The following is a 23662-nucleotide window of genomic DNA, read 5'->3' on the forward strand; positions in this document are numbered from 1 at the left end:
CAGCGTGCGGCGCGAGATGGTGCGCGTGCGCGGTGAAGTCGCCGAGGCACGCGCGGACGAGATCGCCGAGGAAGTGCCGGTGGCCTTCGTCTACAACGACGCGCCGTTCGCGGTGATGATGGCCACGCCGTGCGACCTGGTCGATTTCGCCCAGGGCTTCGCGCTCAGCGAGGGCATCGTCGAGGCCATCGAGGATGCGCATGTCGAGTCGATCGAACACCTGCTTGAAGGCGTGGAGGTGCGCATGCGCATCCCGCCGCAACGCGAGCAGGCGCTGCAGCGACGCCGCCGCAGCATGAGCGGGCGCAGCGGCTGCGGCGTGTGCGGCAGCGAACTGCTGGAGGCGGCCCTGCGCGATCCCGCACCGGTCGGCCCCGGGATCGTCGTGACGCCCGCAGCGCTGCAGCGCGCCTTGCGCGCGCTGCGCGCCGCCCAACCGCTGGGCGCCCGCACCGGCGCCACCCATGCCGCCGGCTGGGCGCTGGCCGACGGCGAGATCGCCTTGGTGCGCGAAGACGTGGGCCGGCACAACGCGCTGGACAAGCTGATCGGCGCCATGCACCGCGCCGGGCTCGATCCCCAGGCCGGTTTCCTGGTCGTCACCAGCCGGGCCAGCTACGAAATGGCGATGAAGGCCGCCAGCGCCGGCATCGCCTTCCTGGCCGCCATCTCCGCCCCGACCGCCCTGGCCCTCGCGCTGGCCCAGCGCACCGGCCTGACCCTGCTGGGCTTCGCCCGCGAGGACGGCTACGCTGTCTATACCCATCCCCAGCGGCTGGACGGATAAGGCGCTGAAGATCGGGGCGTTGGCGCATCGGTGGGCCACGCTACACCGAGCCCTTCTCAGTGGCTGGGCTCTGGGTGGTGAGAACGAGTGCTTCAACGCAACGCTATGGTGCGGGCGCGCACTGGAAGGGAGAAGGGATGAAGAGCGTGGCCAAGATTGCCTTGATATTGGTTTTGATGGGGACTGCGGGCGGTATCGGATTTTATTTTGGGATCAAGCAAGGGGCGGATATGATGGCCACCCTGGCCGGTCAGAATGAGGTCTCCCAGGCGCTGGGGCGTATCCGACTGTCGGCCGCTGCGATAGAACGCCATGATCTTTCCTATTCTGTGGCGCTGCACGAGAGGGATATCGGTCAGGCGTTATTCGATCTTGGCGTGTACGCGCCCGCGGTGCCGTATTGGAGCTGCCGCGAGAAAGATCGAGGAGCCATCAAGGCCGCGAAGACATATATAGCTGCGCATCCAAGTATGGGTGGTCTTCCTCCCAAGAATATTCTTGATCGGGCGCTTGGAATTTGTGAAGGGGATCCGCACTGATGGATGAAGCGTCAGAGGCGGAAAGACCTGGAATCCTTTGAAATGGAGTGGATACCGCCAAGCGCGGACGGCTTGTGGAGAAAGTTAGTGCGAGGGCCTGAGGGCGGAGGAAGTTGGCTAATCCATTAAACAGTGGGGCTCGCCGTGAGTGCTAATAGGTTAATCCTGTCTGCCATTTGGATAGCAATAAAACTCTTTGGAATTACTGTTTTTGTCTTTTCAACGAGGGATTGGCTTATTAATAGACATCCAGCCTATCTGGATTTAATTTCGATGTCCGCTATCTTTATCTACTCTCCCCTGGTCGTATATCTTGTTCTGGCTCCGGCATTTAGAATCCTGGAAGTGCTTGGGCTGTATCCGCGAGGTAAGTGATCCATTTAATTTTCTGGTTCTTTATGGTCTCGACTAAGTCACAACAGGGTTTTATAGCATCTCCGATGCGCTGGGCTGGAAGTACGACAACTTGTGGCAAGTCCGGGCAGACGGCGCTGGGCAGCTTGGGCTGTGGCTAAGACGGCAGCGGCCAGCTGGTGGCCCAGACCGGTACGCACGCCCCGCAGTCGCTTCTTGCGGCCAGTACCAACAGACAACAACCGCCAGACCAAGGCTAACAACGTCGCCCTCAGCTACGACGGCAACGGCAACCTGATCAGCGAAGGCAGCCGAACCTACGTCTGGGACGATCGCGACCGGCTGATCCAGATCAAGTCCGGCAGCACGGTCATCGCCAGTTTCAGCTATGACGCATTGGGACGGCGCATCGCCAAAACCGAGGGTGGGGCCACCACCAATCACCTCTGTGACGGGCTGGACGTGGTCCAGGAGACGCAGGGCACCACGGTTAATCCGATCCTGACGGGGGCCGGGCATCGACCAGCGTCATGCGCGCAGCTGTCGTGCCTATTTCTTGAGCGACTTGCTGGGCAGCACACGTCTGCTGACCGATTTCTCAGGCACTGTAATACAACGTTATGACCATGACTCCTACGACGTCACGACCCAGATGGCATTTGCTCTGACGGGGCATGCATATCAAACAACACGCGTGCTCAAGTGTGTTGCTTCGCACATGATGTCTGCTACGAGCAGAACAAGTGCAAATGCCTCATCTTGGAGCGGCACACTAAGTAATCCGGAGGTTGCGTGCGCCCAACGTAACATTGCCGCGGTATCCTGCATCTCCACTATGCTCTCAACGGCGGGGCGCTATCCGGCGTGGGCGCCAGATCCGAATACTATCTCTAAGTGCGAAAAAATGAAGTCCTACGTGTCAAATCGTAAATTGGGCCAGATCGCCGTAATTTGTGCTTGCGTAGCGAATTTCTGTGCTTGTGGAAGGCTTTATGATGCGAATTTTCAACTTAGATCCGGATGTCGAGCCCCTCACTTCCTGCCGCCAGGGGAGGAATTAAGGTCAGATATACACATGAGTACCTACATCACTGATAATGGAGCTTTTGCGGATTTTGAGTGGCTAAGTGCCGGCGGTAAAAAGACTGGTCTGGTAACTGCGAGATCGCTTACACAGGATGCTATAAAGATCGCGAATGAGAGTGGTGGCGAGGATCCTGGGATATTTCAACTGTTGCGTGCCAATGGGGTAATTGACGTGGTGCGCTATGATTATTCCGGGGGCGCCGTTAAATTCTGTCCTGTTGACGATCCTAAATTAATAGCTGAAGTCCGGAAAAGAGCTGGGTCCGGCTTGCAACAGTAGCCAATGCGTGTTGAATTATGTGTGCTGCTGTCATGTCGCTTGACTGGGCTTTATTATCTGATCTGGTCGGCACCTAAGGCCATATTGATTAAATGATTCGCTACGCTTATCTGAATGGCCGCCCGCGAAGTGCTGACAGGTCAAGAAACGGATGCCTATGACACAGTCGGCGCCATATTCTTGGGCCGTAGCATTTCCTATGACCATGAGATTAGGGAAGACTTGGGCAATCCATAACATTTGGCTCATCTCGTCCTCGCGAATCGTCTCAAGCGCAACCGTCTCCACGCCCCCCGGTCAAACATGACAGAATCCGCCGGCTTTTGTTCCGGAACGCGACCTGAAGATGTCCTCGACCACCGCCGCCCCGCCCGTCAACTCTCCGGCCCGCGTCTTGCTGGCCAGCCTGATGGGTACCACGATCGAATTCTTCGATTTCTACATCTACGCCACCGCCGCGGTGCTGGTGTTCCCCAAGCTGTTCTTTCCGCAGGGCGATCCGGTGGCCGCGCAGCTGGCGTCGCTGGCGACCTTCGCGGTGGCGTTCGTGGCGCGGCCGTTCGGCTCGGCGCTGTTCGGCCATTTCGGCGACCGCATCGGCCGCAAGGCCACGCTGGTGGCGGCGCTGCTGACCATGGGCATCTCCACGGTGGTGATCGGCCTGCTGCCCAGCTATCACAGCGTCGGCCTGCTGGCGCCGGTGCTGCTGACGCTGTGCCGCTTCGGCCAGGGCATCGGCCTGGGCGGCGAGTGGGGCGGGGCGGTGCTGCTGGCGACCGAGAACGCGCCGCCGGGCAAGCGCGGCTGGTACGGCATGTTCCCGCAGCTGGGTGCGCCGCTGGGCTTTCTGCTGTCGGCCTCGACCTTCCTGATCATGGGCGCGCTGCTGTCGCCGGAGCAGTTCCTGGCCTGGGGCTGGCGCGTGCCGTTCCTGGCCTCGGCGCTGCTGGTGCTGATCGGCCTGTGGGTGCGTTTGTCGATCCGCGAGACGCCGGCCTTCCAGCAGGCGATCGAGCGTAACGAGCGTCTGCGCGTGCCGTTCCGCGCGGTGTTCTCCCAGCATCTGGGGCCGCTGGTGCTGGGCACGCTGGGGGCGCTGGCGACCTTTGTGCTGTTCTATCTGATGACGGTGTTCGCGCTGGGCTACGGCACCGTGACGCTGGGGTACTCCAAGCAGGAGTTCCTGCTGATGCAGATGGTGGGCATGCTGTTCTTCGCCGCCGGCATCCCGATCTCGGCCAAGTTCGGCGACCGCACTTCGGCGCGCCACGCGATGATGGTGGCCAGCGTGGGCATCCTGCTGTTCGGGCTGGTGTTCCCGACGCTGTTCACCGCCGGGCATCCGGCCTTCGTGCTGGTGTTCCTGTGCCTGGGCTTGTTCGTGATGGGCTGGACCTATGGCCCGGTCGGCACGCTGCTGTCGGAGGTGTATCCGACCGAGGTGCGCTACACGGGCTCGTCGCTGTCCTTCAACCTGGCCAGCGTGCTGGGCGCCGCGCCGGCGCCGTACGTGGCGACCTGGCTGGCCGGTAAGTACGGCGTGCAGCCGGTGGGCTTCTACCTCAGCGGGGCGGCGCTGATCACCATCCTGGCCCTGCTGGCGGTGCGCCGCCACGCCAGCGTCACGCTGTAGGCCTTCAGCGGAACAGGCGCGCCATCGTGCGCGCCAGCCAGCCGCCCTGCTGGTGGTGGCGGCTGAACTGGTCCAAGGTGCCGGCGCACGGTCTCCGAATAGGCCTTGTCGTCGCTGCGGATGTGGTTGAACAGCCAGCGCGCCAGCATCTGCTTGAGTTCCTCGGTGACGTCTTCGCCGGCCTCGAAGCGCAGGCGGTACTCGCTGACGCGGCGGGTGAACACCTCATGCACCCGCTTGTGCGCGGCGCAGAAGGGATAGCCGGCTTCCTCCATCAGCTCCTCCTCGAAGGCGAAGTGGGAGAGGGTGTAGTCCACCAGTTCGGCGATCACTTCGCCCACCGCCAGGCGCTGGCCCTGCTGCTGGGTCTGATGCAGAGTGTTGATCATCTCGACGATGCGCCGGTGCTGCTGGTCGATCACCCCGATGCCGGTGTCCAGATCGTCCTGCCAGATCAGAAGTGCCATCGCGTGTCCCGTGCGGTTGCGGGCCCTGAGGCCCCATGCCCGCAGGCTGGCATCGGCCGATCGCCGCGGCATTGATCGCAGTCAATGTCGTGCGGTCACCACAGCGCGTCGCGCAGCTTGTACCAGCTCATCGCCGCCACCAGCAGCGGCGTGCGCAGTGCCTGTCCGCCAGGGAAGGGCGCCTGCCGGATTTTGGCGAACAGGTCCAGGCGGGCGGACTGGCCGGCGATGGCCTCGGCGATCAGCTTGCCGGCCAGGCCGGTGGCGACCACGCCGTGGCCTGAGAAGCCCTGCGCGAAGTACAGATTGGGCTGCAGTCGCCCCCAGTGCGGGGCGCGGTTGCGCGAGATGTCTACCAGGCCGCCCCAGACATAATCCAACGCGACCTCGCCCAACTGCGGGAACACCTCCGCGATGCGCCGGCGCATGATCGCCGCGAGATCGCGCGGGGGGCGCCCGGAGTAACTGGCGCGTCCACCGAACAGCAGGCGGTGGTCGTGGCTGAGGCGGTAGTAGTCCAGCGCCCAGGCCGTGTCGGCCACGGCCATGTCGTTGCCGATCAGCGCGCGTGCGCGTTCCTCGCCCAGCGGGACGGTGGCGGCGATGTAGGTGCCGACCGGCATGATCCGCGCTTCGAGTTCCGGCGCGATACCGTGCAGCGGCGCATTGCCGGCGAGCACGCCGAAGTCGCAGTGCACCTGCCCGCGTGCCGTGCTGAACATCGGCCGCGCGCCGCGCTGCAGGCGGGTCACCGCGCTGGTCTCGAAGATGCGCACGCCGGCGTCCAGCGCCGCGCGTCCCAGGCCCAGCGCATAGGCCAGCGGATGCAGGTGGCCGCTGATCGGATCGTAGAGCGCGCCCAGGTAGCGTTCGCTGGCCAGGGTGGCGCGCAGGCGTTCGCGGTCCCACCACTGCACCGGATGCTCGTAGTGGGTGTGGAAGCGTTCGACCATGGCCTGCACCTCGCGCTGCTGGCGGGCTTTCAGCGGCACGGTGGCGTGGCCGGGGCGCCAGTGCGCCTGGATGCCGTGTCGGGCCAGCCGCGCGTGCAGCCAGGCCAGGCCTTCGCGGGACAGATCGAACATGCGCCGCGCGTCGTCCAGGCCCACCAGCGCCTCGAGCTTCTCCTCGCCGCAGCCGAAGCCGACGATGGCCTGGCCGCCGTTGCGGCCCGACGCGCCCCAGCCGATCCGCTGCGCCTCCAGCACCACCACGCGATGGCCAGCTTCGGCCAGCTCAAGCGCCGCGGCCAGGCCCGTGTAGCCGGCGCCGAGGATGCAGACATCGCAGTCGATGCGCCCCTCGAGCGTGGGCTGGGCGGGCAGGGGCGTGGTGCTGGCCGCGTACCAGCTGTCGGGGTAGGTGCCGGGCGTGTCGGGCTCAGACCGCACGCAGGTACCAGGCGTAGTCCAGGTCGGTGACCTGGGTGTCGAAGCTGCGCTGTTCCTTGCGCTTCTGCTGGCCGTAGAGGTGGCGGAAGCGCTCGCCGAAATGTTCGGCGATGAAGGCGCTGCCCAGGAAATCCTCGATCGAACCGCGCCAGTGCGGGCTGTGCTGCTCGGTCTGGGCGTAGGCGTTGCCGACGATGGGTGGGCCGGGATCGAGGCGCTGTTCCAGTCCATGCAGCATCCCGGCCAGCACCGCGGCGCAGGCCAGGTAGACATTGGCGTCGGCGCCGGCGATACGGTGCTCGATGCGCGTGTTGGCCGCATCGCTGTGCGGGATGCGCATGGCCACGGTGCGGTTGTTGTAGCCCCAGCTGCGGCCCAGCGGGACGAAGGCGTTGGGCACGTAGCGGCGGTAGCTGTTGGCGTGCGGGGCGAACAGCAGCATGGTGTCGGCCGCGCTGGCCTGCAGGCCGCCGACGGCGTGCAGCAGCGCCGCGGCCGGCGCCTGCGCGGTGCCGGCGAAGACATGGCGGCCCTGCGCGTCGAGCAGGCTCACGTGCACGTGCAGGCCGCTGCCGGCCTGGTCGACCAGCGGCTTGGCCATGAAGCTGGCTTGCAGTCTTTGTTGCTGTGCCACGGCCTTGATCGCGCGCTTGAGCATCACCGCGTCGTCGCAGGCCTGCTGCGCGTCGGCGCGATGCTTGAGATTGATCTCGAACTGGCCCGGCGCGTATTCGGCCACGGCGGTGTCGGCGGGGATGTCCTGCGCGCGGCACACGGACGCGACCGCATCGATGAAATCGCGGTTGTCGTCCAGGTCTTCGATCGAATAGACCTGCGTGCTCGTGTTGCGCGTGCCGGTATTGGGGTTGATCGCCGGCTGCGGGCGGCCGTGCGCATCGGGCAGGCGGTCGAACAGGTAGAACTCCAGCTCGATGGCCACCACCGGGGTCAGGCCGAGGTCGGCGAAGCGCTGCACCACCCGGCCCAGCACCTGCCGCGGATTGGCCTCGAACAGGCCGCCGGCGCCGTCCTCCATCGCCAGCAGCAGCTGCGCGGTGGGGCGCGGCGCCCATGGCACCGGCCGCAGCGAGCCGGGCACGGGCCGGCAGATGCGGTCCTCGTCGCCGATGTCGTAGCCCAGGCCGGTTTCCTCGACGGTGTTGCCGGTGATGTCGGTGGCGATCAGCGACATCGGCAGGCAGATGCCATCGGCGAATACCTTGTCCAGCGCCTGGCGCGTGATGCGCTTGCCGCGCAGCACGCCGTTCATGTCCGGCAGCAGCAGGTCGATGGCCTCCAGGTCCGGCAGGGCGGCCAGGGTAGCGGCGTCGCGGGCGTCAGACGGGGCGGTCATGGCGGACTCTTGGCGGCGTTGGAGACAGCCTAGCAGGCGCGTTGTTGTCAAGAATACTCAACGCCGTTGCCGCGCGAGTTCATGAATCTGGCCTGCAGGACAGCAACCGACGGCTCGCACGCGGTGTGTGTTGTAAAAATAAAACGGCCACGCTAGCTTGCTTCAACGCCCTGAGGAGTCGTCCTGCATGGCCAGACCGCCGCTGGTCGGTGTGCCGACCGACCGCAGACCGATCGGATCGCATCCCTTTCTGATGGTGGGCGAGAAGTACCTGCGGGCGCTCGTCGAGGGCGCCGGCTGCGTGCCGCTGCTGTGGCCGTCGCTGACGCCGGCCTTGCCGGTGGAGGCGTTGCTGGACACGGTAGATGGCCTGCTGCTGACCGGCGCGGTCAGCAACATCGAGCCGCATCACTATTCGGACGAACCGAGCTGGGAAGGCAACCCGCACGATGCGGCGCGCGACGGCACCGCGCTGCCGCTGGTGCGTGCGGCGCTGGCCGCCGGCGTGCCGATCCTGGCGATCTGCCGCGGCTTCCAGGAGGTCAACGTCGCCCTGGGTGGCACGCTGCACCAGAAGGTGCACGCGGTGCCGGGGTTGATGGACCATCGCGAGGACACGCGCGCGCCGCTGGAGATGCAGTACGGCCCGGCCCATCCGGTGACACTGGCGCCGGGCGGGCTGCTGGCGTCCTTCGGCGAGGACGCGCCGTGGGTCAATTCGCTGCATGGCCAGGGCGTGCGCCGCCTGGCCGAGGGCCTGGTGGTCGAGGCGACCGCGCCCGATGGCCTGATCGAGGCCTTTCGACATGAAGGCGCGAGTTTTCTGCTCGGTGTGCAATGGCATCCGGAGTGGCGGGTGACCGAGCAGCCGTTCTACGCCGGCATCTTCCATGCCTTCGGCCAGGCCTGCCGTGCCCGTGCCACCCGCCGCCAGGAGGTCGCCTTCGCATGAGCCGCCGCAAGACCCAACCCGATACGCCCGCAGAGCCGGCCGACAATTCGCTGCGGCGCTGGCTCAAGGAGCGGCGCATCACCGAGGTCGAGTGCCTGGTGCCGGACATCACCGGTATCGCGCGCGGCAAGATCATTCCGGCCGACAAGTTCAGCCACGACTACGGCACGCGCCTGCCCGAAGGCATCTTCGCCACCACGGTCACCGGCGACTATCCCGACGACTATTACGAGCTGACCAGCCCCTCGGACTCGGACATGTTCCTGCGCCCGGACCCGGGCACCGTGCGCATGGTGCCGTGGGCCGCCGATCCCACCGCGCAGGTGATCCACGACTGCTGGACCAAGGACGGCGAGCCGCACGATCTGGCCCCGCGCAACGTGCTGCGGCGCGTGCTCAAGGCCTACGAGGAGGCCGGCCTGCAGCCGGTGGTGGCGCCGGAGCTGGAGTTCTTCCTGCGTGCAGAAGAACACCGACCCGGACTTTCCGCTGCTGCCGCCGGCCGGGCGCTCGGGCCGGCCGGAGACCGCGCGCCAGTCGTACTCCATCGATGCGGTCAACGAGTTCGACCCGATCCTGGACCTGATGTACGACTACTGCGATGCGATGGAGCTTGACGTGGACACGCTGATCCACGAATCCGGCGCGGCGCAACTTGAGGTCAACTTCACTCACGCCGACGCGCTCAGCCGCGCCGATCAGGTCTTCCTGTTCAAGCGCACCATGCGCGAGGCCGCGCTGCGCCACGGCATCTACGCCACCTTCCTGGCCAAGCCGATGGAGAACGAGCCCGGCAGCGCCATGCACATCCATCAGAGCCTGCTGGATCGCAGGACCGGCGCGAACGTGTTCGCCGGCAAGGAGCTGGGCAAGGAGCGCAAGACCTTCCTGCACTACATGGGCGGGCTGCAGAAGTACGCGCCGATGACCATGGCCTTCTTCGCGCCCAACGTGAATTCCTACCGGCGCCTGGCCATCGGCCAGGTGGCGCCGATCAATGTGCAGTGGGGCTACGACAACCGCACCTGCGGCCTGCGCGTGCCCAAGGACACGCTGGAGAACACGCGCGTGGAGAGCCGCTTCGCCGGCTCCGACGCCAATCCGTATCTGGCGATGGCGGCGACCCTGGCCTGCGGCCTGCTGGGGCTGCAGGAGAAGCTGCAGCCGACCAAGCCGCTGGCCAGCAGTGCGCAGGACATCGGCTTCGAGCTGCCGCGCTCGCTGGGCGAGGCGCTGGACGAACTGGAGGGCTGCGCGCCGCTGCGGGCGCTGCTGGGCGAACGCTTCGTGCGTGCCTATATCTCGGTCAAGCGCAAGGAGTACGAGACGTTCTTCCGGGTGATCAGTTCGTGGGAGCGGGAGTTTCTGCTGTTGAATGTCTAGGCGCGTGCCACGCGGTGGCGCTGTGGAAGCGGCCGATCATTCTCCGTCGTCGTCCCCGCGAAAGCGGGGACCCCCGTGGACATGGGCTTTGCGCGCGAAGGTCCATGGATTCCCGCTTTCGCGGGAATGACGGTTTTTCTAGGTCGCGGAAACGATGGCCTTATGGGCTGATCCAAGCCGCTAAGAGAAACCAACGCAAGTACGACTGCCACTGTGTAACAAGCGAGAAGCACAAGTCCATGGATGCCCACCAAGCCCGCACTCTGCAAGACCTCGATGCCGCTCACCATCTGCATCCGTTCAACGACAACGCGGCGCTGGCCGCCAAGGGCACGCGCATCCTGACCCGCGGCGAGGGCTGCTACGTCTGGGATGCCGAAGGCCACAAGCTGCTCGACGCCTTCGCCGGGCTGTGGTGCGTCAACATCGGCTATGGCCGCGCCGAGCTGGGCCGGGCCGCCGCGCGGCAGATGGAGCAGCTGGCCTACTACAACAGCTTCTTCCAGTGCACCACCGAGCCGACCATCCGCCTGGCGGCCAAGCTGGCCGAGCTGACGCCGTACGATCTGGATCACGCCTTCTTCGTCAACTCCGGCTCGGAGGCCAACGACACCATCCTGCGCCTGGTGCGGCACTACTGGGCGGTGCAGGACCAGCCGCGCAAGAACGTCTTCATCGCCCGCCACAACGGCTACCACGGCACCACCGTGGCCGGCGCCAGCCTGGGCGGGATGAAGAGCATGCACGGGCAGGGCGGCCTGCCGATCCCGGACATCGTCCATGTCGATCCGCCGTTCTGGTTCCACGATGGCGGCGAGCTTTCAGAAGACGAATACGGCCTGCTCGCCGCGCGCCGGGTGGAGGACAAGATCCTCGAACTGGGGCCAGAGCGCGTGGCCGCCTTCATCGGCGAGCCGGTGATGGGCGCGATCGGCGTGTACATCCCGCCGCGCACCTACTGGCCGGAGGTGGAGCGCATCTGCCGCCAGTACGACGTGCTGCTGGTGGCCGACGAGGTGATCACCGGCTTCGGCCGCACCGGGGAATGGTTCGGCGCGCAGACCTTCGGCTTCCGTCCCGATGTGATGACCATCGCCAAGGGCATCACCTCCGGCTACATCCCGCTGGGCGCGGCGATGTTTGGCGAGCGCGTGGCCGGCGTGCTGAAGGCGCAGGGCGGCGAGCTGGCGCACGGGGCGACGTACTCGGGCCATCCGGTGTGCGCGGCGGTGGCGCTGGAGAACATCCGCATTCTGCAGGAGGAGCGGATCGTCGAGACCGCGCGCGATCACATCGCGCCGTACCTGGCCCAGCGCTGGGCGGAGCTGGGTGAGCACCGGCTGGTCGGCCAGGCGCGCATCGTCGGCCTGATGGGCGCCCTGGAGCTGGTCCCGCACAAGGGCCGGCGCACCCTGTTCGAGGAACGCGGCAAGGTGGGGGCGCTGTGTCGGGACAACGCGCTGCGCCACGGGCTGATCCTGCGTGCCACCTACGACGCGATGCTGCTGTCACCGCCGCTGGTGATCGAGCGCGCGCAGGTGGACGAGCTGTTCGACAAGGCCTGGAAGGCGCTGGACGACACCGCCGCGGCACTGGGGATCTGAGGCGTGATGCCGGTCAGGACAGCCCATCGACCCGGGCCGCACGCAGGCTGCGACGGGTACAGTCTGACCAACGACCGCCGCGGCGGCGGATCAGTGTGGAGAGTGGCGATGAAGTTGCGGGTGTTCGGAATGGTGGTGGCGATGGCCGGCCTGGCCGCCTGCGGCGGCGGGGATGGCGCGGCAGCGTCGGGCGAGGCGGGCGGCGGCAAGTCCAGGAACGTCAACGTCTACAACTGGTCGGACTACATCGCCCCGGACACCAATGCCGACTTCGAGAAGGCCACCGGCATCTCGGTGACCTATGACGTGTTCGACGGCAACGAGGTGCTGGAGGCCAAGCTGCTGGCCGGCGCCAGCGGCTACGACGTGGTGGTGCCCACGCTCAACTTCCTGGGGCGGCAGATCCAGGCCGGCGTGTTCCAGCCGCTGGACAAGGCCAGGATCCCCAACCTGGCCAACCTCGACCCGCAGATGATGCAGAAGATCGCCAAGCAGGATCCCGGCAACCAGTACGCCGTGCCCTACATGTGGGGCACCACCGGCATCGGCTACAACGTGGACAAGGTCAAGGCGGCCTTCGGCAATACCGAGGTCACCAACAGCTGGGATCTGGTGTTCAAGCCGGAGAACCTGGCCAAACTCAAGGACTGCGGCGTCACCTTCCTGGACACCCCGTCCGAGCTGATCCCGATCGCCCTCAACTACCTGGGCGAAGACCCCAACAGCACCGATCCGCAGGTCATCGACAAGGCCGGCGCGCTGCTCAAGACGATCCGCCCCTACATCGGCCAGTTCCATTCCTCCGCCTACATCGATGCGCTGGCCAATGGCGATACCTGCCTGGTGGTGGGCTGGTCGGGCGATGTGATCCAGGCGCGCGAGCGCGCGGCCGAGGCCGGCAACGGCGTGCACATCGCCTACTCGATCCCCAAGGAAGGCGCGCCGCTGTGGTTCGACATGCTGGCCATCCCCAAGGACGCCAGGAACGTGGACAACGCCTACGCCTACATCAACTACCTGCTCGACCCGAAGGTGATGGCCAGCGACTCGGACTTCGTCCGCTATCCCAACGCGGTGCCCAAGGCCAAGGCGCTGATGGACAAGGCCATCACCTCCGACCCGACGATCTATCCGCCGCCGGAGGTGGAAGCCAAGCTGTTCACCTTCGCCATCATCCCGCCGGAGGTGGACAAGCAGTACACCCGGCTGTGGACCGATCTGAAGACCAGCCGGTAGGCGGCGACGGGGCGGGGCGCATGGCCTGCATCGTGGTGCGGCGCTGCGGCAGAATCCAGGCGTGATCCGCCCGTCGCCCGCATGATCCACCCACGGCGGCCGGTACCGCGCAGGCATCCAACAGCGACGAAGGCAGCGAGATGGCGGCAGGGGAACAGCAGGTGGTCACTTCGGGATCCGGCCCCGCGCCGGGGGCGGAGGGCTATCTGCGCCTGGAGGGCGTGCGCAAGGACTTCGATGGCGTCCTGGCCGTGGACGAGATCGACCTGTCCATCCGCAGGGGTGAGCTCTTCGCCCTGCTGGGCGGCTCGGGCAGCGGCAAATCCACGCTGCTGCGCTGCCTGGGCGGGTTCGAGACGCCCAGTGCCGGCAGGATCTTCCTCGATGGCCAGGAGCTGGGCGCGCTGCCGCCGTACGAGCGGCCGATCAACATGATGTTCCAGTCCTATGCGCTGTTCCCGCACATGACGGTGGAGCAGAACATCGCCTTCGGCCTCAAGCAGGACCGCATCCCTAAGCGCGAGATCGCCAGGCGCGTGGATGAGATGCTCGCGCTGGTGCGGCTGGACGGTCTGGCCAGGCGCAAGCCGCACCAGCTCTCCGGCGGGCAGCAGCAGCGCGTGGCGCTGGCGCGCTGCCTGGCCAAGGGGCCCAAGCTGCTGCTGCTGGACGAGCCGATGGGCGCGCTGGACCGCAAGCTGCGCACGCAGATGCAGCTGGAGCTGGTGTCGATCATCGAGAAGACCGGCGTGACCTGCGTGATGGTCACCCACGATCAGGAAGAGGCCATGACCATGGCCACCCGCATCGCGCTGATGGAGGCCGGCCGCATCCGCCAGGTCGGCACGCCCGATGAGATCTACGAGCAGCCGGCCAGCCGCTTCGCCGCCGGCTTCATCGGCTCGGTCAACATGATCGAGGCGGTGATCGACCAGGACCACGCCGAATTCGTCACCTTGCGTGCGCCGCAGCTGGCCACCGACATCTACGTCGGCCACGGCATTTCCGGCTTTGCAGGCCAGGCGGTGTGCTTCGCCGTGCGGCCGGAGAAGCTGGGCATCGCCAAGGAGGAACCGGCGCAGCCGTACAACAAGGCCCCCGGCGTGATCGAGGACATCGCCTACTTCGGCAGTCATTCGGTCTATCACGTCAGGCTGCCCAGCGGTCTGGTCGTCCTGGCGCACTTCGCCAATGTGCAGCGCTGGGCCAGCGAGGGCCTGACCTGGGGCGATCCGGTCTGGGTGTGGTGGGGCGACCACGATGGCGTGGTGCTGACCCAATGAGCGCGCCGGCCTGGCTGACGCGGCTGCGCCAGCGCACGCCCGGCCCGCGCTGGGGCGTGATCGGGGTGCCGTATCTGTGGCTGCTGGTGTTCTTCGCCGTTCCGTTCCTGATCGTGCTGAAGATTTCCTTCGCCAGGCTGGCCATCGCCATGCCGCCGTACACGCCGATCCTGGACATGGACGGTGCGCAGGTCGCGCTCAGGCTCGACCTGTCCAACTACCTGCAGCTGGGCGCGCTGCAGAACGGCTACATCGCCGCTTACCTGAGCTCGCTGAAGATCGCCGCCATCGCCACGCTGCTGGCGCTGCTGATCGGCTATCCGATGGCCTATGTCATCGCGCGCTTGCCGCCGGCCTCGCGCCACATCGCGGTGATGCTGGTGGTACTGCCGTCGTGGACCTCGTTCCTGGTCCGCGTCTATGCCTGGATCGGCCTGCTCAAGAGCAGCGGGCCGGTCGGACGGCTGCTGGAGCAGCTGGGCGTGATCGATGCGCTGCAGGCGATGGGCTGGATCGCGGGCCGGCAGATCCTGTACACGCCGCTGGCCGCCTACCTCGGCATCGTCTACTGCTATCTGCCCTTCATGGTGCTGCCGCTGTACACCAACCTGGTCAAACACGACCCGCGGCTGCTCGAGGCGGCCTACGACCTGGGCGCGCGTCCGTGGAAGGCGTTCGTCACGATCACCCTGCCGCTGTCGCGCGCCGGCATCGTCGCCGGCTGCATGCTGGTGATGATCCCGGCGGTGGGCGAGTTCGTGATTCCCGAACTGCTCGGCGGCCCGGACACGCTGATGATCGGCCGGGTGCTGTGGAACGAGTTCTTCGCCAACCGCGATTGGCCGCTGGCCTCGGCGGTGGCCATCGCGATGCTGGCGCTGCTGATGATCCCGATCCTGATCTTCCACCGCGTCCAGCAGCGCCAGCTCGAGGGCCGGCTGACGTGAGCGCGTTCGGTCGCATGCGCTGGCCCGCCCGGATCGTGCTCGGGCTGGGCTTTTCGTTCCTCTATCTGCCGGTGCTGCTGCTGATGCTGTGGAGCTTCAACCGCTCGCGGCTGGCCACGGTGTGGGCGGGGTTTTCGCTCAAGTGGTATGGCGAGCTGCTGGGCGACGCGTCGATTCTGGAGGCGGCCTGGGTGAGCCTGCGCATCGCCTTCTGGACCGCCACCGCCGCGGTGGTGCTGGGCACGCTGGCCGCGCTGGCGATGACGCGCCTGCGCCGCTTTCCGGGCAGGACGCTGTTCGGCGGGCTGATCGCCGCGCCGCTGGTGATGCCCGATGTGATCATCGGTCTGTCGATGCTGCTGATGTTCGTCTCGCTGGGCGAGGTGTTCCATTTCCAGCCCAAGGGCATGGTCTCGATCTGGATCGCGCACACCACCTTCTCGCTGGCCTTCGTCGCCGTGGTGGTGTCCTCGCGCATGGCCGAGCTGGACAGGTCGCTGGAAGAGGCGGCGATGGACCTGGGCGCCAACCGGGTCAAGGTGTTCTTCCTGATCACCTTGCCGATCATCGCCCCGGCGCTGGTCTCGGGCTGGCTGCTGGCCTTCACCCTGTCGCTGGACGATGTGGTGATCGCCAGCTTCGTCTCCGGCCCCGATTCGACCACGCTGCCAATGAAGGTGTTCTCCTCGGTGCGGCTGGGCCTGAGTCCCAAGATCAATGCCCTGGCGACGCTGATGATCGTGGCGGTGTCGCTGTGCGCGTGCCTGGGCTGGTGGCTGATGTCGCGCGGCGAACAGCGCCGCAAGCGGGACCGGCAGCTGGCGCTGCGGGGCGGGGACGACGGCCGGAGTTGACATTAAATGGGACTCCGGGTTTCACTTTCACGGCGTCGTGAGGCCCCGGTGCTCTAGCCTCCACGCAGACGTGCACGGCCCCGAGCGCTTGCGCCGCAGATCGCGGGTGCAAGCGCCTGGGGCATGGCCCCCACCTTCGCGCGCAGGAACCTGCCTTGAGCCAACACGACGATCCCGACCGCGGCCAGGACGGCCGTGCGCAGCCCCCCGCCGACGGGGACGATCCGCAGGGCCGGCAGGATCCGCCCAAGCCTTCGCCGCTGAAGAATCCCAAGGTGCGCTGGACGCTGATCCTCATCGGCGTGGTGGTGCTGATCGCGCTGATCGTCTGGCTGGTCTATCACCTGCTCATCGGGCGCTACCTGCAGGAGACCAACGATGCCTATCTGCAGGCCGATGCGGTGGCCGTGGCGCCGCGCGTCAACGGCTATGTCACCAAGCTGCTGGTCGAGGACCACGCCCGGGTCAAGGCGGGGCAGCCGCTGATCGAGATCGATGGCCGTACCTACACCGCGCAGCTGGAGCAGGCCCAGGCCGCCGTGGCCGTGCGCCAGGCCGACATCGCCGCCGCGCAGGCGGCCATCGAGGGCCATCGCGCGCAGCTGGTGCAGGCGCGCAGCCAGGCCGCCTCGGCGCAGGTGCAGCTGAAGTTCGCCAAGGCCGAGGTGGCGCGCTTCACGCCACTGGCCGCCTCCGGTGCCGACACCCACGAGCATCTGGAGAGCCTGCGTCAGCAGCGCGATCAGGCCCAGGCGCAGTTCGATGCCGCCCAGGCGCAGATCGTCGGCGCGCAGAGCCAGATCGCCGCGGGCGAGGCGCAGCTGGAGCAGGCCAAGGCCGGGCTGCAGCAGGCCCAGGCCAATGTCGACCAGGCCAACGTGGCGGTGGGCGATACGCATCTGAAGGCGCCCATCGACGGGCGCGTGGGCGATCGCACCGTGCAGGTCGGTCAGTTCCTGGCCGCCGGCACGCGCACGATGACCATCGTGCCGGTGGAGTCGCTGTACCTGACGGCCAACTTCAAGGAGACCCAGGTCGGGCTGATGCGCCCGGGCCAGCCGGTCGAGATCGAGGTCGATGCGCTGTCGGGGGTGACCCTGCATGGCCACGTGGAGAGCCTGTCGCCCGGCACCGGATCGCAGTTCGCGCTGCTGCCGCCGGAGAACGCCACCGGCAACTTCACCAAGGTCGTCCAGCGCGTGCCGGTGCGCATCCGCGTGGACGCCGGCGAGCAGGCGCGCAAGGTGCTGGTGCCTGGCATGTCGGTGATCGCCACGGTCGATACGCGTTCGGCCAAGGGCGCCAAGGACGAGGCCCAGGACGAGGCCGACCGTCTCGACGCCCGGGACACCTCCAAGCCGTGAGCGCCACCGGCGCCAGCGCGGGCGCTCGGACGGCCGGCGCGCAGAAGGCCGACGCCGGGGCGTGGCTGGCGGTGGCCGCCGGCACGATCGGCTCGTTCATGGCCACCCTGGACATTTCCATCGTCAACGCGGCCCTGCCGACCATCCAGGGCGAGGTCGGCGCCAGCGGCACCGAGGGCACGTGGATCTCCACGGCCTATCTGGTCAGCGAGATCGTGATGATTCCGCTGACCGGCTGGTTCGTGCGCACGCTGGGGCTGCGCAACTTCCTGCTGATCTGCGCGCTGGCCTTCACCGCGTTCTCGGTGATGTGCGGGCTGTCGACCTCGCTGCCGATGATGATCGTCGGCCGCGTCGGCCAGGGCTTCGCCGGCGGCGCGCTGATCCCCACCGCGCTGACCATCGTCGCCACGCGCCTGCCCCCGTCGCAGCAGACCATGGGCACGGCGCTGTTCGGCATGACGGTGATCATGGGCCCGGTGATCGGCCCGCTGCTGGGTGGCTGGCTGACCGAGAACGTCAGCTGGCATTACGCCTTCTTCCTCAACGTGCCGGTCTGCGCGGGCCTGGTGGCGCTGCTGCTGCTCGGGCTGCAGCACGAGCAGGCGCGCTGGGCCGGCCTGCTGGAGGCCGACTGGCTGGGCATCTTCGGCCTGACCGCCGGCCTGGGCGGGCTGACGGTGGTGCTGGAGGAGGGGCAGCGCGAGCGCTGGTTCGAATCGGAATTCATCCTGTTGCTGTCGGCGCTGTCGCTGGTGGGTTTCGCCGCGCTGCTGGCGACCCAGTTCCTGCGGCACGAGCCGGTGATCCAGCTCAAGGTGCTGCTCAATCGCAGCTTCAGCGCCGTGTTTGTGATGATGCTCGCGGTGGGCATGATCCTGTTCGGCGTGATGTACATGATCCCGCAGTTCCTGGCCATGGTCTCGGGCTACAACACCGAGCAGTCCGGCTATGTGCTGCTGCTGGGCGGCGTGCCTACGGTGATCCTGATGCCGTTCATGCCCAAGCTGCTGGGCACGGTGGACGTACGCGTGCTGGTGATCGGCGGGCTGCTGTGCTTCGCCGCTGCGTGCTTCATCAATATCGACCTGACCTCCTACAGCGTGGGCAAGACCTTCGTCGCCGGCCAGCTGCTGCAGGGCTGCGGGCTGGCGCTGGCGATGATGGCGCTCAACCAGGCGGCGATCAGCTCGGTGCCCAAGGACCTGGCCGGCGATGCCTCGGGCCTGTTCAACGCCGCGCGCAACCTGGGTGGCTCGATCGGCCTGGCGCTGATCTCCACCTTCCAGGAGCGGCGCATGACCTATCACACCCAAGTGCTGGGCAGCTCAGTCACGGCCAACTCGCCGCTGGGCCAGGACTATGTGCACCAGCTCACCGGTGCCCTGCACGCCGCCGGTGGCGATGCCGCGATGCAGGCCATCGGCGCCCTGGCGCGGATGGTGCAGCTGCAGGCGCTGGTGATGACCTACAACGACCTGTTCTGGATCTTCGGCGTCATCGTGGTGTGTTCGATCCCGCTGGCCTTCCTGCTCAAACCGCTGCCCAAGGGGACGCAACTTGCGATGCATTGACGCCCGCCGCGCCGCGCGCGCATCCCTGGCCGTACTGGTGCCGGCCCTGCTGGCCGGCTGCGTGCTCGGCCCCGACTATGTTCGCCCGGAGGTGGCGCCCGAGGCCGTGCAGGCGCCGCGCCTGCATCGCGCCGACGCGGCCGAGGTGGTCAGCGCGCCGCCGCCCAGCCAGTGGTGGCGCGAACTGCACGATCCGCAGCTGGACTGGCTGATCGACACCGCGCTGCGCCAGAGCCCCAACCTGCGCGCGGCCGACGCGCGGGTGCAGGCCTCGCGCGGGCTGTTCGCCCAGCGCCGCGCCGAACGCCTGCCGCAGGTCGGTGCGATGGGCGCCTACGCCCACGTCAAGGCGCCGGATTCGATCCAGCACGACATCCGCGACGGGGCCGCCGGCATCGCCCAGGCCACCGACCCGGCCACCGGCGCGGCGGTCGAACAGGCCGCGCGCGACCTCGATCTGGACAGCGACCTGTACCTGGCCGGCTTCGACGCCAGCTGGGAGCTGGACTTCTTCGGCCGCCGCCGTCGCGCCGCTGAAGGCGCGGCGGCGCAGGCCGAGGCCGCGCAGGCGCAGCTGGCCGATGCGCAGGTACGCCTGGCCGCCGAGATCGCGCAGGTCTATCTCAACTATCGCGGCCTGCAGGCGCGTATCGCCCTGGGCCAGGACGCCGTGCGCGATGCGCAGCAGGCGCTGGACCTCACCACCCAGCGCCGTGCGCACGGGGCGGATTCGGACCTGCAGGTCGAACGCGCCCGCGGCCAGCTGCAGCAGGACCAAGCGCGGCTGCTGCCGCTGCAGGCCCAGCGCAGCGAGGCGCTGGACCAGCTGGCCTTGATGGTCGGGCAGGTGCCCGGTTCGCTCGATGCGCGCCTGGTGCCGGTCGTGCCGCTGCCCGCGCTGCCGGCGCAGGTGAAGGTGGACGACCCGGCCGCGATGATCCGTCGCCGCCCGGACGTGCGCCAGGCCGAGCGTGAGCTGGCCGGCGCCAACGCCCAGATCGGCGAGGCGCTGTCGGGCTATTTCCCGCAGGTCACGCTGATGGGCAACCTGGCCGCGGTGGCGACCAAGCCCAGCGAGCTCAATGCCGATTCGGCCGCTACGCTGGTGGCGCCGTTCCTGCGCTGGTCGATCTTCGATTTCGGCCGCATCAAGGCCCAGGTCGCCCAGGCCCGCGCCGGCACCGAAGGCCGCGCCGCCGCTTACGAGAACACCGTGCTGGCCGCGTTGCAGGATGCCAACACCGCGCTGTCCAACTTCGGTTCGGCGCGCCAGCAGCTGCTGGTGGCGGTGCAGGCCCAGGCCTCGGCCGACCGCGCCGCCGTGCTGATGCAGCAGCGACGCGCGGCGGGCGCCTCCTCGCAGATCGACCTGCTGGACGTGCAGCGCCAGCAGCGCAGCGCCCGAGACAGCGCGGCCCAGGCGCAGGTGCAGCTGCTGGTGGATTACGTGGCCCTGCAGAAGAGCCTGGGCCTGGGCTGGCAGGACGCACCGCAGCCGGGCATCGCGGGGCGCTGAGTGGCGGGGATGCTGGGTGGGAGCAACTGTCTCCTCAACTCCAGCAGCCGTCCGTCTGTAGAGCGGAGCTTGTGGCCATCCCCGCTTGGGGACTCCGCTGCTCTTCGTTCGGTTCGTGGGGAAGGCCCCAGCGGAGCAAGCTCCGCTCTACAAGGGGGGAACTGCCATGGCGGCGATGGGGCTTTGCCGGTAGAGCCCCATCGCTGCCATGGCGGCTCCCACAAGGAGCGGGACGAAGCAGCGGCGACGGCTGGGTAACGCGCATCGGCGGATGATGGCGCGCTGTCTTGATGCTTCGCGGAGTCGCGCATGTCTACTGAAGTCCCCAATCCCTACACCGGCCAGGTCGAGCACCGTCAGACGCTGATGGGCTCCAACACCGTGGAGGCGGCGCTGCACGCGGCCCAGGCCGCGTTCCCCGAATGGGCCCAGCGCTCCATCGAGGCGCGAGCGGAAGTCCTGCATGCGGTCGCCGCGGCGCTGCGCGAGCGACGCGGGACCTTCCAGGCGCTGATGACGGCCGAGATGGGCAAGCTGAAGAAGGAAGCCCTGGCCGAGGTCGACAAGTGCGCCGACGCCTGCGACTACTACGCCGACCACGCCGCGCACTACCTGAAGCCCGAGCCGATCCAGACCGAGGCGCGCTCCAGCTACGTGCGCTACGAACCGATCGGCTGCGTGTTCGCGGTGATGCCGTGGAATTTCCCCATCTGGCAGGTGTTCCGCTTCCTGGCGCCGACCCTGATGGTCGGCAACACCGCGCTGCTCAAGCACGCCACCAACGTGCCGCGCTGCGCCGATGCCATCGCCGAGGCGCTGCGCGCCGGCGGCGTGCCCGAGGGTGTGTTCGGCGTGCTGCACATCGACAACGATCAGGCCGCCCAGGTCATCCGCGATCCGCGCGTGGCCGCGGTCACGCTGACTGGCTCCGAGCGCGCGGGCCGCTCCATCGCCGCCACCGCCGGCAGCGTGCTGAAGAAATGCGTGATGGAACTGGGCGGCAGCGATGCCTTCGTCGTGCTCGACGATGCCGACCTGGACAAGACGGTCGCCGCGGCGGTGAAGGGCCGCTTCGACAACGCCGGCCAGACCTGCATCGCGGCCAAGCGCTTCATCGTGGTCGATGCGATCGCCGAGCGCTTCGTGCAGCGCTTCGTCGAGGCCGCCGGCCAGCTGCGCACCGGCGATCCCAACGATGAAGCCACCACGCTGGCGCCGATGGCGCGCCAGGATCTGCGCGACGAACTGCACAAGCAGGTCGCCGCCAGCGTCGCCGATGGCGCCACCGTGCTGCTCGGCGGCCGGCCCGGGCCCGGCCATGCCGAGTACCCGGCGACCATCCTGGATCACGTCAAGGCTGGCATGCCGGCCTATGCGGAGGAGTTGTTCGGCCCGGTGGCCAGCATCCTGCGGGTGCACGACGAGGCCGAGGCCGTGCGCGTGGCCAACGACACCAGCTTCGGCCTAGGCGGCAGTGTGTGGACCGCCGATGCCGCTCGCGGCGAGCGCGTGGCCCAGCAGCTGCAATGCGGCGCGGCCTTCGTCAATGCCATCGTCAAGTCCGACGTGCGCCTGCCGTTCGGCGGCACCAAGCGCTCGGGCTTCGGTCGCGAACTGGCCAACCACGGCATGCATGAGTTCACCAACATCAAGAGCATCTACGTGAGCTGATCCGGCGCGGTGCCCGCATGCGATGATCGCGGGCACCAAGCACGTCGGGAAAGTGGGGCATGCCAGGGAACAGGCACCAGATCGCGGTAATCGGCTATGGCACCGCCGGCCAGGCGGCGGCCGCATTGCTGGCCGCGGACGGGCATCAGGTGCATGTCTTCGAACAGGCGCCGGTGCTGGGGCCGGTGGGCGCCGGCTTCCTGCTGCAGCCCACGGGGCTGCAGGTGCTGTGGGAGATGGGTCTGTTGCCGCAGGCCCTGGCGCATGGGCGTCGCATCGATCGTCTGTATGGCGAGACGCCGGCGGGGCGCGCGGTCATGGACATGCGCTATGCGCATCTGGATCGGCGTCTGTTCGGGCTGGGCATGCAGCGCGGGGCGCTGTTCGCGCTGCTGGCGCAGGCGTGGGAGGGCTACGGCGGCGTGCACTGCGGCACGCGCATCGTCGAGATCAGCCAGGACACGCGCCGCGTGCGCGAGGCCTCGGGCCAGTGGCATGGGCCGTTCGATCTGGTGATCGCCGCCGATGGCGCGGGCTCGGCGCTGCGCCGGCACACGCAGGGAGTCCGCTCGGAGGCCGCCTATCCGTGGGGCGCGCTGTGGTGCCTGGTGCCGCAGGAAGACTGGGCCTGGCCGCATGAGCTGCGCCAGCGCTACGTGGCTGCGCGCAAGATGATCGGCATGCTGCCGGTCGGGACGCGCCCGGGCGATGACACGCCGCGCCTGAGCTTCTTCTGGAGCCTGCCGGCCGAGGGATTCGCGGCCTGGGAGCAGGCGGGGATGCCGGCCTTCCGGCAGGAGGTCGCTGCGCTGTGGCCGCAGGCCGATGCGCGACTGCATCCGCTTGAGGCCTGTGGCCAGCTGGCGCGCGCTGGCTATCGCGATGCCGTGGTCCACACCTGGCATCGGGACCGTCTGCTGCTGATGGGCGATGCGGCGCACGCGATGAGTCCGCAGCTGGGGCAGGGCGTCAACATGGCGCTGATGGATGCCGCCGCGCTGCGCGATGCCTTGCGCGCCGAAGCCGACCTTCCCGCCGCGCTGGCCCGCTATCAGCAGCGCCGTCGTGCGCATGTGGGCCTCTATCAGTTCTGGAGCCGCTGGCTGACGCCGCTGTTCCAGTCCGACCGCGACCGGGTGGCCAGGCTGCGCGATCTTGCTTTTCTCCGGCTGGGCCGGATGCCAGGCGGGCGCGGCCACATGCTGCGCGTGCTCAGCGGCCTTCAGCATGGCCTGTTCGGGAAGCTGGCCTTGCCCGATGCCTTTCTGCTGGCGTTGGCGGGCGATGGATTACAGGTGGTATCGGAAGCGCCTTCTGGCTTGGAACTGGCCGACGGCGGCTGAGTTCCGCTGCAAACTCCCTACCGTCATTCCCGCGAAGGCGGGAA

General features: G+C 67.6%; 18 protein-coding genes and 2 pseudogenes. 17 read left to right on the forward strand and 3 right to left on the reverse strand.

Annotated elements, in window-relative coordinates:
- The first annotated feature begins 16 nt into the window (after positions 1–16).
- The 5 genes from fdhD to ACFJIT_RS05210 all read left to right on the forward strand — a co-directional run bounded on the left by fdhD (position 17) and on the right by ACFJIT_RS05210 (position 4679).
- Positions 17–787, forward strand: a complete 771-nt coding sequence (gene fdhD, locus ACFJIT_RS05190) for a formate dehydrogenase accessory sulfurtransferase FdhD (protein WP_379655720.1) — start codon at positions 17–19, stop codon at positions 785–787.
- 146 nt (positions 788–933) lie between these two features.
- The gene (locus tag ACFJIT_RS05195) at positions 934–1326 is read left to right on the forward strand and encodes a hypothetical protein (protein ID WP_379655245.1); all 393 of its coding nucleotides are present in this window, start codon (positions 934–936) and stop codon (positions 1324–1326) included.
- A gap of 570 nt (positions 1327–1896) precedes the next feature.
- Positions 1897–2304 (forward strand): hypothetical protein, encoded by a 408-nt coding sequence (locus ACFJIT_RS05200; protein ID WP_379655246.1) that lies wholly within the window; start codon positions 1897–1899, stop codon positions 2302–2304.
- A gap of 451 nt (positions 2305–2755) precedes the next feature.
- Positions 2756–3046: a hypothetical protein gene (locus ACFJIT_RS05205; RefSeq protein WP_379655247.1), complete on the forward strand. Its 291-nt coding sequence runs from the start codon at positions 2756–2758 to the stop codon at positions 3044–3046.
- Positions 3047–3392: 346 nt separating this feature from the next.
- On the forward strand, positions 3393–4679 hold the full coding sequence (locus tag ACFJIT_RS05210; RefSeq protein WP_130517742.1) for an MFS transporter: 1287 nt from the start codon (positions 3393–3395) through the stop codon (positions 4677–4679).
- A 4-nt stretch (positions 4680–4683) separates the two neighbouring features.
- On the opposite strand, the pseudogene ACFJIT_RS05215 reads toward ACFJIT_RS05210, so the two are convergent.
- From ACFJIT_RS05215 to ACFJIT_RS05225, 3 genes and pseudogenes are all read right to left on the reverse strand, one after another.
- Positions 4684–5146 (reverse strand): annotated as a pseudogene (locus ACFJIT_RS05215) (bacteriohemerythrin).
- Between the two features lie 95 nt (positions 5147–5241).
- Positions 5242–6537 (reverse strand): NAD(P)/FAD-dependent oxidoreductase, encoded by a 1296-nt coding sequence (locus ACFJIT_RS05220; protein WP_379655248.1) that lies wholly within the window; start codon positions 6535–6537, stop codon positions 5242–5244.
- Complete coding sequence (locus tag ACFJIT_RS05225) at positions 6527–7891, reverse strand: glutamine synthetase family protein (RefSeq protein ID WP_379655249.1); 1365 nt, start codon at positions 7889–7891, stop codon at positions 6527–6529. The genes ACFJIT_RS05220 and ACFJIT_RS05225 overlap by 11 nt, the downstream gene beginning before the upstream one ends.
- A 187-nt stretch (positions 7892–8078) precedes the next feature.
- Between ACFJIT_RS05225 and ACFJIT_RS05230 the strand changes: the two genes are divergently transcribed.
- The 12 genes and pseudogenes from ACFJIT_RS05230 to ACFJIT_RS05285 all read left to right on the forward strand — a co-directional run bounded on the left by ACFJIT_RS05230 (position 8079) and on the right by ACFJIT_RS05285 (position 23618).
- A complete protein-coding gene (locus ACFJIT_RS05230) occupies positions 8079–8843 on the forward strand; it encodes a gamma-glutamyl-gamma-aminobutyrate hydrolase family protein (protein ID WP_379655250.1) in 765 nt (254 codons plus the stop codon).
- Positions 8840–10226 (forward strand): annotated as a pseudogene (locus tag ACFJIT_RS05235) (glutamine synthetase family protein). The gene ACFJIT_RS05230 and the pseudogene ACFJIT_RS05235 overlap by 4 nt, the downstream one beginning before the upstream one ends.
- 239 nt (positions 10227–10465) lie before the next feature.
- Positions 10466–11830: an aspartate aminotransferase family protein gene (locus tag ACFJIT_RS05240; protein WP_379655251.1), complete on the forward strand. Its 1365-nt coding sequence runs from the start codon at positions 10466–10468 to the stop codon at positions 11828–11830.
- Positions 11831–11938: 108 nt separating this feature from the next.
- Positions 11939–13066, forward strand: a complete 1128-nt coding sequence (locus ACFJIT_RS05245; protein ID WP_379655252.1) for a polyamine ABC transporter substrate-binding protein — start codon at positions 11939–11941, stop codon at positions 13064–13066.
- A 140-nt stretch (positions 13067–13206) separates the two neighbouring features.
- Complete coding sequence (locus ACFJIT_RS05250; RefSeq protein ID WP_379655253.1) at positions 13207–14349, forward strand: ABC transporter ATP-binding protein; 1143 nt, start codon at positions 13207–13209, stop codon at positions 14347–14349.
- Positions 14346–15296, forward strand: a complete 951-nt coding sequence (locus ACFJIT_RS05255; protein ID WP_379655254.1) for an ABC transporter permease subunit — start codon at positions 14346–14348, stop codon at positions 15294–15296. The genes ACFJIT_RS05250 and ACFJIT_RS05255 overlap by 4 nt, the downstream gene beginning before the upstream one ends.
- A gap of 14 nt (positions 15297–15310) precedes the next feature.
- On the forward strand, positions 15311–16150 hold the full coding sequence (locus tag ACFJIT_RS05260; RefSeq protein WP_379655721.1) for an ABC transporter permease subunit: 840 nt from the start codon (positions 15311–15313) through the stop codon (positions 16148–16150).
- 155 nt (positions 16151–16305) lie between these two features.
- The gene (locus ACFJIT_RS05265) at positions 16306–17514 is read left to right on the forward strand and encodes an HlyD family secretion protein (RefSeq protein ID WP_379655255.1); all 1209 of its coding nucleotides are present in this window, start codon (positions 16306–16308) and stop codon (positions 17512–17514) included.
- Positions 17511–19088 (forward strand): MDR family MFS transporter, encoded by a 1578-nt coding sequence (locus ACFJIT_RS05270; protein ID WP_379655256.1) that lies wholly within the window; start codon positions 17511–17513, stop codon positions 19086–19088. Before ACFJIT_RS05265 ends, ACFJIT_RS05270 begins: the two co-directional genes overlap by 4 nt.
- Positions 19075–20604 carry an efflux transporter outer membrane subunit gene (locus tag ACFJIT_RS05275; protein WP_379655257.1) on the forward strand — a complete coding sequence of 510 codons (1530 nt, stop codon included), beginning with the start codon at positions 19075–19077 and terminating at the stop codon, positions 20602–20604. Before ACFJIT_RS05270 ends, ACFJIT_RS05275 begins: the two co-directional genes overlap by 14 nt.
- 309 nt (positions 20605–20913) lie before the next feature.
- Positions 20914–22275: an NAD-dependent succinate-semialdehyde dehydrogenase gene (locus tag ACFJIT_RS05280; protein ID WP_379655258.1), complete on the forward strand. Its 1362-nt coding sequence runs from the start codon at positions 20914–20916 to the stop codon at positions 22273–22275.
- A 59-nt stretch (positions 22276–22334) separates the two neighbouring features.
- Positions 22335–23618: an FAD-dependent oxidoreductase gene (locus ACFJIT_RS05285; RefSeq protein WP_379655259.1), complete on the forward strand. Its 1284-nt coding sequence runs from the start codon at positions 22335–22337 to the stop codon at positions 23616–23618.
- Positions 23619–23662: the final 44 nt, after the last annotated feature.

It is taken from the genome of Pseudoxanthomonas sp. UC19_8 (assembly GCF_042700505.1).
In the GTDB taxonomy this organism is placed as follows: domain Bacteria; phylum Pseudomonadota; class Gammaproteobacteria; order Xanthomonadales; family Xanthomonadaceae; genus Pseudoxanthomonas_A; species Pseudoxanthomonas_A winnipegensis.

Coding starts and splice junctions, on each gene's coding strand:
- fdhD (WP_379655720.1), top strand. CDS start 17: ATGGTGCGCGTGCGCGGTGAAGTCGCCGAGGCACGCGCGGACGAGATC.
- ACFJIT_RS05205 (WP_379655247.1), top strand. CDS start 2,756: ATGAGTACCTACATCACTGATAATGGAGCTTTTGCGGATTTTGAGTGG.
- ACFJIT_RS05210 (WP_130517742.1), top strand. CDS start 3,393: ATGTCCTCGACCACCGCCGCCCCGCCCGTCAACTCTCCGGCCCGCGTC.
- ACFJIT_RS05225 (WP_379655249.1), bottom strand. CDS start 7,891: ATGACCGCCCCGTCTGACGCCCGCGACGCCGCTACCCTGGCCGCCCTG.
- ACFJIT_RS05230 (WP_379655250.1), top strand. CDS start 8,079: ATGGCCAGACCGCCGCTGGTCGGTGTGCCGACCGACCGCAGACCGATC.
- ACFJIT_RS05240 (WP_379655251.1), top strand. CDS start 10,466: ATGGATGCCCACCAAGCCCGCACTCTGCAAGACCTCGATGCCGCTCAC.
- ACFJIT_RS05245 (WP_379655252.1), top strand. CDS start 11,939: ATGAAGTTGCGGGTGTTCGGAATGGTGGTGGCGATGGCCGGCCTGGCC.
- ACFJIT_RS05250 (WP_379655253.1), top strand. CDS start 13,207: ATGGCGGCAGGGGAACAGCAGGTGGTCACTTCGGGATCCGGCCCCGCG.
- ACFJIT_RS05255 (WP_379655254.1), top strand. CDS start 14,346: ATGAGCGCGCCGGCCTGGCTGACGCGGCTGCGCCAGCGCACGCCCGGC.
- ACFJIT_RS05260 (WP_379655721.1), top strand. CDS start 15,311: ATGCGCTGGCCCGCCCGGATCGTGCTCGGGCTGGGCTTTTCGTTCCTC.
- ACFJIT_RS05280 (WP_379655258.1), top strand. CDS start 20,914: ATGTCTACTGAAGTCCCCAATCCCTACACCGGCCAGGTCGAGCACCGT.
- ACFJIT_RS05285 (WP_379655259.1), top strand. CDS start 22,335: ATGCCAGGGAACAGGCACCAGATCGCGGTAATCGGCTATGGCACCGCC.